Origin of the sequence: Streptomyces sp. NPDC049970, assembly GCF_040660235.1 — a bacterium.
GTDB lineage: Bacteria > Actinomycetota > Actinomycetes > Streptomycetales > Streptomycetaceae > Streptomyces.
In genome coordinates this window covers 612,068-625,460 of the sequence record NZ_JBFALP010000002.1, presented here as the reverse complement: position 1 = coordinate 625,460, position 13,393 = coordinate 612,068, and the positions used below count along the sequence as shown (strand labels likewise).

The 13,393-nt window shown below is 71.3% G+C and carries 11 protein-coding genes and 1 pseudogene; 6 read left to right on the top strand and 6 right to left on the bottom strand.

Annotation, left to right across the window (positions count from 1 at the left end):
- Nucleotides 1-40: 40 nt before the first annotated feature.
- A complete protein-coding gene (locus AB0I83_RS05580) occupies nucleotides 41-529 on the bottom strand; it encodes a ribose-5-phosphate isomerase (protein WP_356534710.1) in 489 nt (162 codons plus the stop codon).
- Nucleotides 530-777: 248 nt separating this feature from the next.
- Between AB0I83_RS05580 and AB0I83_RS05575 the strand changes: the two genes are divergently transcribed.
- Nucleotides 778-2,217 carry an amino acid permease gene (locus AB0I83_RS05575; RefSeq protein WP_356534708.1) on the top strand — a complete coding sequence of 480 codons (1,440 nt, stop codon included), beginning with the start codon at nucleotides 778-780 and terminating at the stop codon, nucleotides 2,215-2,217.
- A gap of 197 nt (nucleotides 2,218-2,414) precedes the next feature.
- Here the strand turns inward: AB0I83_RS05575 and AB0I83_RS05570 are convergent, their stop codons facing one another.
- Nucleotides 2,415-3,008, bottom strand: a complete 594-nt coding sequence (locus AB0I83_RS05570) for a biotin transporter BioY (protein WP_356534707.1) — start codon at nucleotides 3,006-3,008, stop codon at nucleotides 2,415-2,417.
- A 259-nt stretch (nucleotides 3,009-3,267) separates the two neighbouring features.
- Here AB0I83_RS05570 and AB0I83_RS05565 point away from each other — a divergent pair, with 259 nt between their 5' ends.
- From AB0I83_RS05565 to AB0I83_RS05555, 3 genes are all read left to right on the top strand, one after another.
- Nucleotides 3,268-4,665 carry an amino acid permease gene (locus AB0I83_RS05565; RefSeq protein WP_363303722.1) on the top strand — a complete coding sequence of 466 codons (1,398 nt, stop codon included), beginning with the start codon at nucleotides 3,268-3,270 and terminating at the stop codon, nucleotides 4,663-4,665.
- Nucleotides 4,666-4,783: 118 nt separating this feature from the next.
- A complete protein-coding gene (locus AB0I83_RS05560; RefSeq protein WP_356534704.1) occupies nucleotides 4,784-6,199 on the top strand; it encodes an amino acid permease in 1,416 nt (471 codons plus the stop codon).
- A 36-nt stretch (nucleotides 6,200-6,235) separates the two neighbouring features.
- Nucleotides 6,236-6,883 (top strand): CatB-related O-acetyltransferase, encoded by a 648-nt coding sequence (locus AB0I83_RS05555; protein WP_356534703.1) that lies wholly within the window; start codon nucleotides 6,236-6,238, stop codon nucleotides 6,881-6,883.
- Here AB0I83_RS05555 and AB0I83_RS05550 read toward each other — a convergent pair.
- Nucleotides 6,871-7,836: a helix-turn-helix domain-containing protein gene (locus tag AB0I83_RS05550; protein ID WP_363303721.1), complete on the bottom strand. Its 966-nt coding sequence runs from the start codon at nucleotides 7,834-7,836 to the stop codon at nucleotides 6,871-6,873. The genes AB0I83_RS05555 and AB0I83_RS05550 overlap by 13 nt on opposite strands.
- Nucleotides 7,837-7,895: 59 nt before the next feature.
- Between AB0I83_RS05550 and AB0I83_RS05545 the strand changes: the two are divergent.
- Nucleotides 7,896-9,044: pseudogene (locus tag AB0I83_RS05545) on the top strand (MFS transporter); the annotation flags it as partial.
- A gap of 37 nt (nucleotides 9,045-9,081) precedes the next feature.
- Here the strand turns inward: AB0I83_RS05545 and AB0I83_RS05540 are convergent.
- The gene (locus AB0I83_RS05540; protein WP_363303720.1) at nucleotides 9,082-9,537 is read right to left on the bottom strand and encodes a GNAT family N-acetyltransferase; all 456 of its coding nucleotides are present in this window, start codon (nucleotides 9,535-9,537) and stop codon (nucleotides 9,082-9,084) included.
- Nucleotides 9,538-9,692: 155 nt separating this feature from the next.
- Here AB0I83_RS05540 and AB0I83_RS05535 point away from each other — a divergent pair, with 155 nt between their 5' ends.
- Nucleotides 9,693-10,334 (top strand): superoxide dismutase, encoded by a 642-nt coding sequence (locus tag AB0I83_RS05535; protein ID WP_363303719.1) that lies wholly within the window; start codon nucleotides 9,693-9,695, stop codon nucleotides 10,332-10,334.
- 124 nt (nucleotides 10,335-10,458) lie between these two features.
- Here the strand turns inward: AB0I83_RS05535 and AB0I83_RS05530 are convergent, their stop codons facing one another.
- Together AB0I83_RS05530 and AB0I83_RS05525 are read right to left on the bottom strand one after the other, a co-directional pair.
- On the bottom strand, nucleotides 10,459-11,931 hold the full coding sequence (locus AB0I83_RS05530; protein WP_363303718.1) for an aminotransferase class V-fold PLP-dependent enzyme: 1,473 nt from the start codon (nucleotides 11,929-11,931) through the stop codon (nucleotides 10,459-10,461).
- Nucleotides 11,921-13,294, bottom strand: coding sequence for an MFS transporter (locus tag AB0I83_RS05525; protein WP_363303717.1), 1,374 nt, complete (start codon nucleotides 13,292-13,294; stop codon nucleotides 11,921-11,923). The genes AB0I83_RS05530 and AB0I83_RS05525 overlap by 11 nt, the downstream gene beginning before the upstream one ends.
- Nucleotides 13,295-13,393 lie beyond the last annotated feature (99 nt).

Genomic DNA, 13,393 nt, shown 5'->3' with positions numbered 1-13,393 from the left:
CCCGGCGGCACACGGGAGAGCGGGCAGGGGCGGAGGCTGTTCAGCCCTGCTGGGGGTGGTGGGCCGGGACCGGGGGGAGCTCGCCGGTGTTCTCGTACGCCGAGAGCATCTCGATACGGCGGGTGTGGCGCTCCTCGCCCGAGTACGGGGTGGCCAGGAAGATCTCGACGAACTTCGTGGACTCCTCGACCGTGTGCATCCGGCCGCCGACGGCCACGACGTTGGCGTCGTTGTGCTCGCGGCCGAGGGCGGCGGTCTGCTCGCTCCAGGCGAGCGCGGCACGCACGCCCTTGACCTTGTTCGCGGCGATCTGCTCGCCGTTGCCGGAGCCGCCGATGACGATGCCGAGGCTGTCCTTGTCCGCGGCCGTCCGTTCGGCGGCGCGGAGGCAGAACGGCGGATAGTCGTCCTGGGCGTCGTAGATGTGAGGACCGCAGTCGACGGGCTCGTGGCCGTGGGCCGTGAGCCACTCGACGAGGTGGTTCTTCAGTTCGAAGCCGGCATGGTCGGAGCCGAGGTACACGCGCATGGTGCGAAGTGTGACACGTGGCGGGCGGGGTAATGGTCAGCGGGGTCGGGACCCACCGGGCCGTCCGGGGGTGTCTTTCGGCACGCGTCCTGTGGGCAACGCCACTCCGGCAACGATCGGGTCAAGGAACCGGATGAAGGGGTTCCGCTTTTGGTGCCGGGCGGGCTTGAATGCGTGGCCTTGCCTTCGCACCACCCCCGCACAGGCAACACCGACACACGTGATCAGAAAACGTAAGGATTCGATCCATGACGTCGCAGACGACTCTGGCCGGACCGGGCCAACAGCCCGGCGAGCCGGGTAAGCCGGACTCCCCGGACGGGCTCCAGGCCGGTCTCAAGAACCGTCATCTCTCGATGATCGCCATCGGCGGCGTGATCGGAGCCGGCCTCTTCGTCGGCTCCGGCGCGGGTATCGCCGCCGCGGGACCGGCCATTCTCCTGTCGTACGCGCTGGTCGGCCTGATGGTCGTCTTCGTCATGCGGATGCTCGGCGAGATGGCCGTAGCCCGGCCGAGCTCCGGCTCCTTCTCCGCCTACGCCGACCAGGCCCTGGGACGCTGGGCCGGCTTCTCCATCGGCTGGCTCTACTGGTTCTTCTGGGTCGTGGTGCTCGCCGTCGAGGCCACGGCGGGTGCCAAGATCCTGGAGAGCTGGGTCCCGGGCGTGCCGCAGTGGGCGTGGGCCCTGATAGTCATGGTGGTGCTGACGGCGACCAACCTGGTCTCCGTGGGCTCCTACGGCGAGTTCGAGTTCTGGTTCGCCGGCATCAAGGTCGTGGCCATCGGCGCGTTCGTCGTCGTCGGCCTGCTCGCGGTCTTCGGCGTGCTGCCGGGATCGGACCACGAGGGGTCCGGCCTCTCCCATCTCACGGACACCGGAGGGTTCTTCCCCGAAGGACCCGGAGCAGTGCTCACCGGTGTGCTGATGGTCGTCTTCTCCTTCATGGGCAGCGAGATCGTGACGCTGGCGGCGGGCGAGTCCGAGGACCCCCAGCGCGCCGTCTCCAAGGCAACCAACAGCGTGATCTGGCGTATCGCCATCTTCTACCTGGGCTCGATCTTCATCGTGCTGACCCTGCTGCCGTGGAACGACCCGTCGATCGTCAAGGACGGTTCGTACGTCGCCGCGCTCAACGTCATCGGCATCCCGCACGCGGGCCAGGTCATGGACGTGATCGTGCTGACGGCCGTGCTGTCCTGCCTCAACTCCGGCCTCTACACGGCCTCGCGCATGGCCTTCTCGCTGGGGCAGCGCGGGGACGCGCCCAAGGCGTTCACCAAGGTGAACAAGCGGGGCGTGCCGCAGGCGGCGATCCTCTCGTCCGTCGTGTTCGGCTTCGTCGCCGTGTTCTTCAACTACCAGTGGCCCGACACGGTGTTCGCGTTCCTGCTGAACTCCTCGGGCGCGGTCGCCCTGTTCGTCTGGCTGGTGATCTGCTTCACCCAGCTGCGGATGCGCGGCATCATCCTGCGCGAGTCGCCCGAGAAGCTCGTCGTACGGATGTGGCTCTTCCCGTACCTGACCTGGGCGACGATCGCGATGATCTCCTTCGTCCTCGTCTACATGCTGACCGACGACGCCGGACGCGAACAGGTGCTGCTCTCGCTGCTGGTGGCGGCGCTGGTGGTCGGCGTGTCGCTGATACGCGACGCCCGCAGCCGGAAGGCGGCGGCTCCGGTCGAGTGACCTGAGCCCCTGCCTGACCGCGGATCGGAATCCGGAGGCCCTCCCCCGTATCGCCCCGACGGCGAGCGGACGGAGGGCCTTCCTCGTCCGTGTACGTCTCCGCATGTCCCCGCCCGCACCCGGACACGCGAGAGGCCCGCCGGTCTGGTGTCGCGTCACGCGATCCGGCGAGCCTCCTCGGTGGTTGCCTGGCGGCGTCAGCCGCGGCGCCCCGCGAGCTTCCAGGAGGCCGGGAGCGCCCCCATGGCCAGTGCGGCCTTGAGCCCGTCGCCGATCAGGAAGGGCACCAGGCCCGCCGCGACGGCGGCGCCCAGCGACATGCCGGTGGAGAGCGCCAGGTAGGGCACGCCGACGGCGTAGATGATCAGCGAGCCGACCGCCATGGTGCCCGCGGTGCGCAGGACGGAGCGGTCACCGCCGCGGCGGGCGAGGCCGCCGACGACCGTGGCGGCGAGGAGCATGCCGAGCACGTAGCCGAAGGAGGCACCACCGGCACCGGAGCTGCCCTCGGAGAACCACGGCATTCCGGCCATGCCGACGAGCGTGTACAGGGCGAGGGAGAGGAAGCCGCGGCGGGCACCCAGGGCGGTGCCGATGAGCAGCGCGGCGAAGGTCTGTCCGGTGACGGGCACCGGGGAGCCGGGTACGGGAACGGCGATCTGGGCGGCGATGCCGGTGAGCGCGGCGCCGCCGACGACCAGCGCCGTGTCCACGGCGTAGCGGTGCCGGGCCGCGGGCAGCAGGTCGGCGAGGACCGCTCCGGATCGGACGGGGGCGGCAGCAGTACTCATCAGGACTCCGCGGGTGAGATCGGCAGGGCAGGGACTGATGGTGACGTTAGCCGACTGAATATCGCTCGATCACCATCAGCCGCCCACAAAGCGTTGGTTGAGGGTTTGGTCGGGTTCACACAAAGCCTGTTCCGCAGTCTCTCCTCGACGTGACACTGGTCACTGAGGTGAGGGTGCACCCGGTGCTCGGTTCGGGAGCAGGCGTGGCGCCGTGAGACTGTAGGTTCCCCATAAATGATCCGAGAGTGACCAGCAGCTCATGCACGACGCGCCCCCCACGCACTCCCCCGTACGGTCCGAGCCCCTGGCCCATGGCCTGAAACAGCGCCATCTGACGATGCTCGGCCTGGGCGGCGTGATCGGAGCGGGCCTCTTCGTCGGGTCGGGTGCCGGGATCGCGGTCGCCGGACCCGCCGTCGTCGTCTCGTACCTGATTGCCGGCGCGCTCGCGACGCTGGTCATGCGGATGCTCGGTGAGATGTCGGCGGCGATGCCCGCGTCCGGCTCGTTCTCCGTCCACGCGGAGCGCGCGCTCGGCCGCTGGGCCGGGTTCGGTGTGGGCTGGCTCTACTGGTTCATGCTCGTGGTGGTCCTCGCCGTCGAGGCGACGGCCGCCGCGCAGATCGCCCACGCCTGGGTGCCCGCGGTGGCCCGGTGGCTGTGGGTGCTCCTCTTCATGCTGGTGTTCACCGCGGCGAACCTGACGGCCGTGAAGAACTTCGGTGAGTTCGAGTTCTGGTTCGCCACGCTCAAGGTGGCCGCGATCGTGGCCTTCCTGGTGCTCGGGGTGCTGGCCGTGCTCGGCCTGCTCCCGGACACTGATCCGGTGGGGCTGACGAACCTCACCGGCCGGGGCGGCTTCCTGCCGAACGGCTGGAGCGGGGTCGTGTCCGGTGTGCTCACGGTGGTGTTCGCCTTCGGCGGGCTGGAGGTCGTGACGATCGCGGCGGCCGAGACCGACGACCCGGCGCGCGCGGTGGGCCGTGCGGTTCGGAGCGCCGTGGTGCGCGTCCTCTTCTTCTACGTCGGTTCGATGCTGGTCATAGTGACCGTCCTGCCGTGGACCGCGCAGCGGGCGGGACTGAGCCCGTACGTGAAGGTCCTGGACTCCGTGGGCGTGCCGTCGGCCGGACAGGTCATGAACATCGTGGTGTTCGTCGCGCTGCTCTCTGCGCTCAACGCCAACCTGTACGGAGCGTCGCGGATGGCCTTCTCCCTGGCCGAGCGCGGGGAGGCGCCGCGCGGGCTGCTCAAGGTGTCGGGCGGGCGGGGCGACGGGAGCGGTGTCCCCCGGCGGGCGGTGCTGGCCTCGGTGGCCTTCGGCTTCGTCTCCGTACTGCTCAATCTCCGGTGGCCGGACACGGTGTTCCTCTACATGCTCAACTCCGTCGGCGCGGTGCTGCTGTTCGTGTGGGGCCTGATCGCGGCTTCGCAACTGCGGCTGCGGCGACGGCTGGAGCGCGAGGCGCCCGGCGGCCTGGCACTGCGGATGTGGTGTTTCCCGTACCTGACCTGGGTGACGCTGGCCGGGCTGCTCGCCGTCCTGCTGCTGATGCTCACGGACGACGCGGCGCGCCCGCAGGTGCTGTGGTCGGCGGGAGCCACCGGTGCCGTGCTGCTGGTGGCCGCGGTGAGGGAGTCGCGGGCCCGGCGGTAGGCGCGTGCGCACGATGTGTGAACCCGGTGACCGTATAGCGGACAGCCGTTCCCCGTGGGCGGGGCTCGTGCCCAGACTGTGGGCCGTCCCCTGTCCCGACCAGTGAACAGAGCCGTCCATGTCCCGGACCTCCGCGCCGCCCCCCACGGACGACGCCGGCCCCAGCGCCGACTCCGCCCTCACCAACGGCCTCAAGCAGCGCCACCTGTCGATGATCGCCCTCGGGGGTGTCATCGGGGCCGGGTTGTTCGTCGGCTCGGGCGCGGGCATCGCGGCGGCCGGCCCGTCGATCGTCATCGCCTACGGCATCTCCGGGCTGCTGGTCATGTTCGTGATGCGGATGCTCGGCGAGATGTCGGCGGCCAATCCCGCGTCCGGCTCCTTCTCCGTCCACGCGGAACGGGCGATCGGGCCGTGGGCGGGCTTCACCGCCGGGTGGTCGTTCTGGGTGCTGCTCTGCGTCGCCGTCGGGCTGGAGGGCATCGGCGCGGCGCAGATCGTCACGGGCTGGCTGCCCGGCACCCCCGAGTGGGCATGGGTGGCCCTGTTCATGCTGATCTTCCTCGGTACGAACCTGGCCGCCGTGAAGAACTTCGGCGAGTTCGAGTTCTGGTTCGCCGCGCTCAAGGTCGTGGCGATCACGCTCTTCCTGGTGCTCGGCGTACTCGCCATCCTGGGCGTACTGCCCGGGACGGACTCTCCCGGCGCCTCCAACCTCACCGTGGACGGCGGGTTCCTGCCCAACGGGTCGAACGGGTTCATCATCGGGCTGCTCGCCTCCGTCTTCGCGTACGGCGGTCTGGAGACCGTCACCATCGCGGCGGCCGAGTCCGAGAACCCGGTGCGGGGGGTCGCCAAGGCCGTGCGTACGGCGATGTGGCGCATCGCGGTCTTCTACGTCGGCTCGATGGCGGTCATCGTCACGCTCGTCCCGTGGGACGACCCCCAGGTCGCGGAGGTCGGGCCGTTCTACGCGATGCTGGACCACCTCGGCATCAGCGGCGCGGCCGAGATCATGAACGTGGTCATCCTGGTCGCCCTGCTCTCCGCGATGAACGCCAACATCTACGGCTCCTCGCGCATGGCGTGCTCCCTCGTCGCCCGTGGCCAAGGACCGAGGATCCTCGGCAGGATCTCGTCCGGCGTCCCGCGCAACGCCGTGCTCGCCTCCTCGGTCTTCGGCTTCCTGTGCGTGCTGCTCAGCTACTGGCGCCCCGACGACGTCTTCCCTTGGCTCCTGAACATGATCGGCGCGGTCATCCTGGTCGTCTGGATCTTCATCGCCGTCTCGCAGCTGATCCTGCGCAGGCGGACGGAGCGCGAGGAGCCGGACCGGCTAGTCGTCCGGATGTGGCTCTTCCCGGTCCTGACGATCGTGGCGCTGGCGGCCATGGCGGGCATCTTCGTGCTGATGCTGCTGCAACCGGAGACGCGTGACCAACTGCTGGCGACCGGCGCACTGACCGCGGTGCTGATCGTGATCGGCCTGGTCCGCCAGAAGCGGGCGGGGCGCGGCACGCCGGCCCAAAACTGAGTGCGTGCGGCACGGCCGTTCTGCGAGGGTGCCTCCATGAGCCCCCTCCCCGCAGACCCGACCGTGCTGCACCCGATGCCCGGCCAGCCACGGGTGGTACAGCTCAAGCCGCTGGTCACGTCGCCGCTCATCGAGGTCGGGGCCTACTCCTACTACGACGACCCCGACGACGCGACGGCGTTCGAGACCCGCAACGTGCTGTACCACTACGGCCCGGAGAAGCTGGTCATCGGCCGCTTCTGTGCGCTGGGCACCGGGGTGCGGTTCATCATGAACGGCGCCAACCACCGGATGGACGGCCCGTCCACGTTCCCGTTCCCCACCATGGGCGGGTCCTGGGCCGACCACTTCGACCTGCTGACGGGGCTGCCCGGCCGGGGCGACACGGTGGTCGGCCACGACGTGTGGTTCGGCCACGGCGTGACGGTGATGCCGGGCGTACGCATCGGGAACGGCGCGATCGTCGCCACCGGGTCCGTCGTCACGGGTGACGTGCCGGACTACGGCGTCGTCGGCGGCAATCCGGCGAAGCTGATCCGCACGCGCTACGACGACGCGGACATCGCCCGCCTCCTCGCCGTCGCCTGGTGGGACTGGCCGGCCGAGCACATCACCGAGCACGTCCGCACGCTGATGTCCGGCAGCATCGACGAACTGGAGGCGGCGGCCCCTCAACCGGGCTGAGCCCGCAGGAGCGCCTCGCCCGCGTCCGTTCGGAAGTAGAGGACCGAGCGGCCCGAACGTCGTCGCCCGGCAAGGCCGGCATCCAGCAGCACCCTCAGGTGCCGGCCCACCGATCCGAGGCCCTGCCCGGTCAGTGCCACCAGCTCCGTGGTGCTCCTCGGCCTGCCGAGCAGCACGAGGACACCGGCCCGCGCGGTCCCCAGCAAGCGGCCGAGGCTGTCGGGCACCGCGGGCCGGTCCGCCTCGGACAGCACCCCTGAGCAGGCGTAGACGACTGCGTACCGTTGCGCCGGCGCGTCCCAGGAGACCCATCCCTGGCGAGGTGTGACGGGAATGAAAACCAGTCGTACGCCCGCGAGTTCGCGTGGCGGGTAGTCGCGCGGATTCACCTGGAGCCTGTTGCCGCCCAGCCAGCGCATGCCCGGGTTCAGGGCGTCCAGCGCCTCGGCCCAGCCGCCCCGGCTCAACTGACCGGCTCGCGCGACAATGTCCGCCTCGATGATCCGGCGGCGACGTGGCCAGTCGGGGTGCACCACCCGGTCCCACAACCATTCCAGCAGGTCCGCAGCCCTTTCCGACAGGTCCGCCCGGTGCAGGGCGGCCGGCAGCGGCCCTCCCCTCGACACCTCCAGATCGGCGCGCGCCTCGTCCGGCGGCGTCGCCCTCACCCGGTCCAGCTCCTGGGAGAACGTGGTGCCGCCGGCCGGTGTGGGAGTGAGGAAGTCCGCGTTCCAGTGGCCGCCGAGCCCGATCCGTACGAGCCGCGCGGCGACCGGATCTTCGGCGAGGCGCTCCCGGTAGGCCGGTCCGTACCTGGCGAACCATGCGCGTTCGGCCGGGTTCGCGGCCGTTCCGCGCTCCAGGAACTGGAGGGTCGCGGTCACCTCGGCCAGCTCCGACACGACGAACCGGCCGGCGGCCAGCGTGTCCGCGTTGACCTGCCACCACCCCATGCTTTCGCCTCCCCGCGAAACAGTAACGGCCCCACGTGGCGCCCACCGAGACTCCCGGCATGCTCACCTACCGGGATGTCTTCCGCGTGCCGCAGTTCGGGGCCCTCTTCGCGACCGGTGCTCTCCAGGGCGCGGCCTCGACGACCGGAGCCCTGGCCCTGGGAGTCCTCGTCTTCACGACGACCGGGTCCCCCCTGCTCTCCGCCCTCTCCATGTTCGGCTCCTCACTCGCCCAACTGGTCGGCGCGACACTGCTGATGTCGGCGGCCGACCGGCTCCCGCCGCGCGCGGCGCTGAGCTGGGCCGCGCTCGCCTTCGGGCTCGGAACGGCAGTGCTGGCGGTCCCCGGCCTGCCGCTGCCCGCGGTGTTCTCAGTCGTTCTGGGCGAGGGGGTGATCGCGGCGGTGATCGGTGGGGTGCGGTACGGGCTGCTCAGCGAGGTGCTGCCCAAGGACGCCTACCTGCTGGGTCGCTCCGTGCTCAACATGTGCGCGGGCACGACGCAGGTGTGCGGGTACGCGGCAGGTGGCGTCCTGATGGCCGTACTCTCCCCGCGCGGCACGCTGCTCGTCGCCGCGGCACTGTACGCGGCCGGCGCCGCGGCAGCCCGGTTCGGCCTCGCGCACCGCTCACCCCGGGTCACCGGCCGGGCATCGGTCGGCGAAACCCTGCGGACCAACGCACTGCTGTGGTCCTCGGCATCCCGGCGGCGTGTCTATCTCGCGCTGTGGCTGCCCAACGGGCTGGTCGTCGGCTGCGAGTCGCTCTTCGTCCCCTACCACCCGGAGCGGGCGGGGCTCCTGTTCGCCTGCGCGGCACTCGGGATGCTGATCGGGGACACGGCGACGGGGCGCTTCGTGCCGACGCGGTGGCGGGTCAGGCTCGGCACGCCGATGCTCCTGCTGCTCGCCGGGCCCTATCTGCTGTTCGCGCTGCGGCCGGGGCTGCCCTGGGCTCTCACGCTCGCCGCCCTGGCCTCGACCGGGTTCTCGGCGAGCCTGCTGTTCCAAGAACGCCTGATGACCCTGACACCGGACTCGATGGCCGGTCAGGCCTTGGGCCTGCATGCTTCCGGGATGCTCGCCATGCAGGGCGCCGCGGCGGCGCTCGCGGGCACGGTCGCGCAGTGGGTCTCCCCCGCGACGGCTGTCGCCGTGATGGCGGCGGCCTCCGTCGCGGTGACACTGGCCCTGGCCCCGGGCCTGCGACACGACCGGGCACGAGCCGCCGCGCCCCTGCTGCCCGTCAACCGAGACCGAGCTCCAGCAGCGGCAGTTCACGGCCCGGCACCGAGCCCGACGGCGTCACTCCGATCCGTACCGCGCCCATGGCCGTGTAGAAGGGTTCGGCGTTCGGGTCGGCGTCGATGGTGAGGCGTACGAATCCGAGCCGATGGGCCTGGGCCGTCATGTGGGCGAACAGCAGCCGGCCCACGCCACGGCCCATGGAGTCCGGGTCCACGAACATCATGCCGAGCACCCCTTCGGGCGGGCTCCCGTCGAGCATGGTGAAGCCCAGAGGCCTGCCGCCCAGCTCCGCCACCGCCGTGCGCCGGGCGGTCACATCCGCCGGCCGGACCGCCAGTTCGTCCCGGCAGACCGCCAGGAACTCCTCGTCGTAGCCCCAGTGCGCCTTCGACCGCAGGGCCAGCCCGGTCAGTGCGGCGGCCTCCTCGGGCCGCCCCGCGCGTACGAACGTCATCTTCTCCCCCTCCGTCGGTGTCGTCCCGCGTGCCCAGGATGATCCGAACGGGGCCCTAGGACCAAGGACTGATCACTTCCGCGGCTTCCTCCTGCTAGCCTGCAATTGCGAGTAGCTCGCAATAACAACCATGCAGCAGTTGGAGGGTTCGACCCATGGCCACGTACACGCTTCCGGAACTCCCGTACGACTACGCGGCGCTGGAACCGGTCATCAACCCGCAGATCGTCGAGCTCCACCACGACAAGCACCACGCGGCGTACGTCAAGGGCGCCAACGACACCCTCGAGCAGCTGGAGGAAGCCCGGGACAAGGAGGCCTGGGGTGCGATCAACGGGCTCCAGAAGAACCTCGCCTTCCATCTGTCCGGCCACATCCTGCACTCGATCTACTGGCACAACATGACCGGCGACGGCGGCGGCGAGCCCCTCGCGGCAGACGGTGTCGGCGATCTCGCGCACGCGATCGCCGAGTCGTTCGGCTCGTACGCCGGCTTCAAGTCCCAGCTGACGAAGGCCGCCGCGACCACACAGGGCTCCGGCTGGGGCGTCCTCGCCTACGAGCCGCTCAGCGGCAGGCTGATCGTCGAGCAGGTCTACGACCACCAGGGCAACGTCGGCCAGGGCTCCGTCCCGATCCTGGTCTTCGACGCCTGGGAGCACGCGTTCTACCTCCAGTACAAGAACCAGAAGGTGGACTTCATCGAGGCGATGTGGCGCGTCGTCAACTGGCAGGACGTGGCGAAGCGCTACGCCGCCGCCAAGGAGCGCGCGGACGTGCTGCTGCTGGCCCCCTGAGCCACCGGATGCGTCCTGCCTCGTGATCGTCTTCTCAACCTTCACCGGGCAGGCGGATGAAAGGAGGGCCCCCGCGAGGACATGACTCGCGGGGGCTCTCCCATGGGTCGGGCGCCGGTCGTGGTCAGATCCGGAAGACGGAACCGACGAACTCGGAGAGCAGCCGCTCCTTGAGCTCCCCGGGCAGCGCGTCCAGCAGGGCGAGTACGGGTGCCATCCGGTCCGGCAGCCCGGCGCCGTCGCCGAGTCCGGCGAAGGCGAGGACCGCGGCGATCTCCTCCGGTCCGAGGGCCAGGGGATCGAGCCCGGCCGCGAACGAGACGAGGGCCGGATCCACCGTCACCGGCTCCAGGGCGCGGGCCTTCGCCAGCGCGGCGCTGAGGTCGTCGAGCAGCGCGCCGACCTGGCCGACGGTGGCGGGCGTCAGGGTCAGGTGGAGGTTGGGCGGCAGGCCGCCGAAGGAGAGCTGCGGCTGGAGGTACCAGCCGAGTTCACGCATCTCGTCGGCGAGGTGGAGGAGCAGGCTGAGGTCCGGGGCCCTCCCTGCGCCCTCCCCCAGGACGGTGAACGCGACGAGCCCGGCGGCGGGATCGCCCAGGACCTGTACGCCGTCGATGCCCCGCAGCCCGGCGAGCAGCCGGTCCGAGGCCTCGCCGACCCGGCCGGCGAGCGCGGTGTAGCCCTCCTCGCCGACGTGCCGGAGCACCGCCCACGCCTGGGCCAGCAGACCGCCCGGCTTGGTGCCCTGCACCGTCGGGTTGACGACCGGGTACCCCGGCCAGCCGGCGTGCGCGAAGTACTGGTGGCGGCGGAGCTCGGCGTCGCGGTAGAGGACCACGGAGGCGCCCTTGTCCGCGTATCCGTACTTGTGCAGGTCCACGGAGAGCGAGGTGACACCCGGCACGGACAGGTCGAAGGGTTCCACCTCCCGCCCGGCGCGCCGCAGATACGGCAGGAGCCAGCCGCCGATGCAGGCGTCCACATGGCAGAGCACCCCGCGCTCGGCCGCCGCCGCCGCGATCTCGGCGACGGGGTCGATCACCCCGTGGGCGTACGAGGGCGTCGAGGCGACCACCAGCACGGTGCGGTCGTCGAGCGCGGCGGCCATGGCGTCGGCGTCGGCCCGGAAGGTGGCGGGGTCGACGGGTACGACGACCGCCTCGACGCCCAGGTAGGCGGCGGCCTTGTGGAAGGCCGCGTGGGCGGTGGACGGCAGCACCAGCCGGGGCTCGGTGATCCCGCGCACCGACCGGGCGTGGTCCCGGGCCGTCTTGACCGCGAGCAGGATGCTCTCCGTGCCGCCGCTGGTGAACGTGCCCTGGGCGCCGGGCGCACCGAGCAGGGCCGCGACGGCCGCGACCAGGTCGTTCTCCAGGCGGGCGACACTCGGGAAGACCGTCGGGTCGAGCGCGTTGACCGTCGCGAACGCGCTGTACGCCTCGGCGGCCAGCTCGTCCAGGCCCTCCAGCCCGGCGTCGTAGACGTAGGCGAAGGTGCGGCCTCCGCGCGTGGGCGCGTCCGCCTCGCGCAGGGCGCGCAGTTCGGCGAGCACCTCGGTGGCGGGGCGGCCCTCGGGCAGGGCGGGTTCAGTCGGCACGGGCGGGCTCTTCCTGGAGGGAGCGGGGCGCGGTCGGGGTCGCGCGGTAGCGGTGCAGCAGCAGGAGGCTCGCCGCGGCGAGCACGGCGGGCAGCACGCTCATCCCCGCGGTGATCCCGGTCAGCGCGGCCTCCGGCTGCTCCACCTGGTGCGCGGCGTCGGAGGACCGGAAACCCGTCACGGCCAGGACGAGGGCGAACACTCCGGCGCCGAGGGCGAAGGCGAGGGTCTCGGCCGCCGTCCACAGTCCGGTGAAGGTCGCGGCCCTGCGCCTGCCGGTGGCGGCGGCATCGGCGGCCAGGGTGTCCGCGAGCATGGTCAGCGGCAGCAACTGCAGCCCGGCGTAGGCGATTCCGACGAGGACGACCGCCGCGTACCCGACGGCGGGGCCCAGGACACCGGTGAGGGCTAGGAGCGCCGCGCCGGCGGTGTAGAGCAGCGACGCGCACCACTGGGCGTACGTCACGCCCTTGCGGCGGGCCAGCCTGTTCCACAGCGGCATGAAGAGGACCAGCGGGCCGATCAGGCAGACGAACAGCGGGGTGACGGCGCCCGCCGAGCCGAGGGTGTACGTCGCGAAGTACTGGACGCCCGCGAGCATCACGCCGATGGCGAGGGCCTGGAGCGTCCACATCCCGGCCAGGTGGAGGAACGGCCTGCTGGAGCGGGCCGCGGCGAGCTGCGCCCGGAGGGAGGGTTCGGCCTCGCTGCGGGCGACGGCCGGGGCACGTCGGGTGGCGGACCACGCCCCGAACATGCCGACGGCGAGCAGCACGGCGACGAGGGCTCCCATGAGCCGGTAGCTCTCCGGGGTGTCGCCGTCGGCGTGCGCGATCGCCGGGGCCAGCGCGCCGGACAGCAGGATCGCTGCGCCGAGGAATCCCACCCGCCAGCCGAGGACGCGCCCGCGTTCGTGCGGGTCCTCCGTCATCTCTGCGGGCATGGTCACGTACGGCACCTGGAAGACGGCGTACGCGGTGGCGGCCAGCAGGAACAGGACGCTGACGTATCCGGCGGCCGGGGCGCCGCGCAGGGGCGGCGCGGCGAAGACCAGCGCGAAGAGCGGCGGCAGGGTGCAGGCGCCGGCCAGCAGGAAGGGCCGGCGTGGCCCGCCGCGCAGCCGGCTGCGGTCGGAGAGCGCTCCGACGAGCGGGTTGATCAGGACGTCCCAGGCCTTGGGGAGGAAGACGGCGGCGCCGGCGACCGCGGCGGGCACGGCGAGGACGTCGGTGAGGTAGTAGAGGAGGATCAGACCGGGCACGGTCGCGAAGGTGCCCGTGCACAGGGAGCCGAGCCCGTATCCGATCCGCACGGTGCGCGGCAGGGGCGGGGCCGCGGGTGGGTCCGGGACGACAGCTGGCATGCGCAGATCATGAACGACGGTTCACGCGGTCGGCAATACCCGGGGGCGCCCACGACACGTGATCGTCGTGCCCCGGACCGGGCCGGACATGGCGGCCGG

Bases quoted from the DNA above. Each gene is read 5' to 3' on its own strand.
- AB0I83_RS05580 (WP_356534710.1), bottom strand. From the start codon at position 529: ATGCGCGTGTACCTCGGCTCCGACCATGCCGGCTTCGAACTGAAGAAC.
- AB0I83_RS05575 (WP_356534708.1), top strand. From the start codon at position 778: ATGACGTCGCAGACGACTCTGGCCGGACCGGGCCAACAGCCCGGCGAG.
- AB0I83_RS05570 (WP_356534707.1), bottom strand. From the start codon at position 3,008: ATGAGTACTGCTGCCGCCCCCGTCCGATCCGGAGCGGTCCTCGCCGAC.
- AB0I83_RS05565 (WP_363303722.1), top strand. From the start codon at position 3,268: ATGCACGACGCGCCCCCCACGCACTCCCCCGTACGGTCCGAGCCCCTG.
- AB0I83_RS05560 (WP_356534704.1), top strand. From the start codon at position 4,784: ATGTCCCGGACCTCCGCGCCGCCCCCCACGGACGACGCCGGCCCCAGC.
- AB0I83_RS05555 (WP_356534703.1), top strand. From the start codon at position 6,236: ATGAGCCCCCTCCCCGCAGACCCGACCGTGCTGCACCCGATGCCCGGC.
- AB0I83_RS05550 (WP_363303721.1), bottom strand. From the start codon at position 7,836: ATGGGGTGGTGGCAGGTCAACGCGGACACGCTGGCCGCCGGCCGGTTC.
- AB0I83_RS05540 (WP_363303720.1), bottom strand. From the start codon at position 9,537: ATGACGTTCGTACGCGCGGGGCGGCCCGAGGAGGCCGCCGCACTGACC.
- AB0I83_RS05535 (WP_363303719.1), top strand. From the start codon at position 9,693: ATGGCCACGTACACGCTTCCGGAACTCCCGTACGACTACGCGGCGCTG.
- AB0I83_RS05525 (WP_363303717.1), bottom strand. From the start codon at position 13,294: ATGCCAGCTGTCGTCCCGGACCCACCCGCGGCCCCGCCCCTGCCGCGC.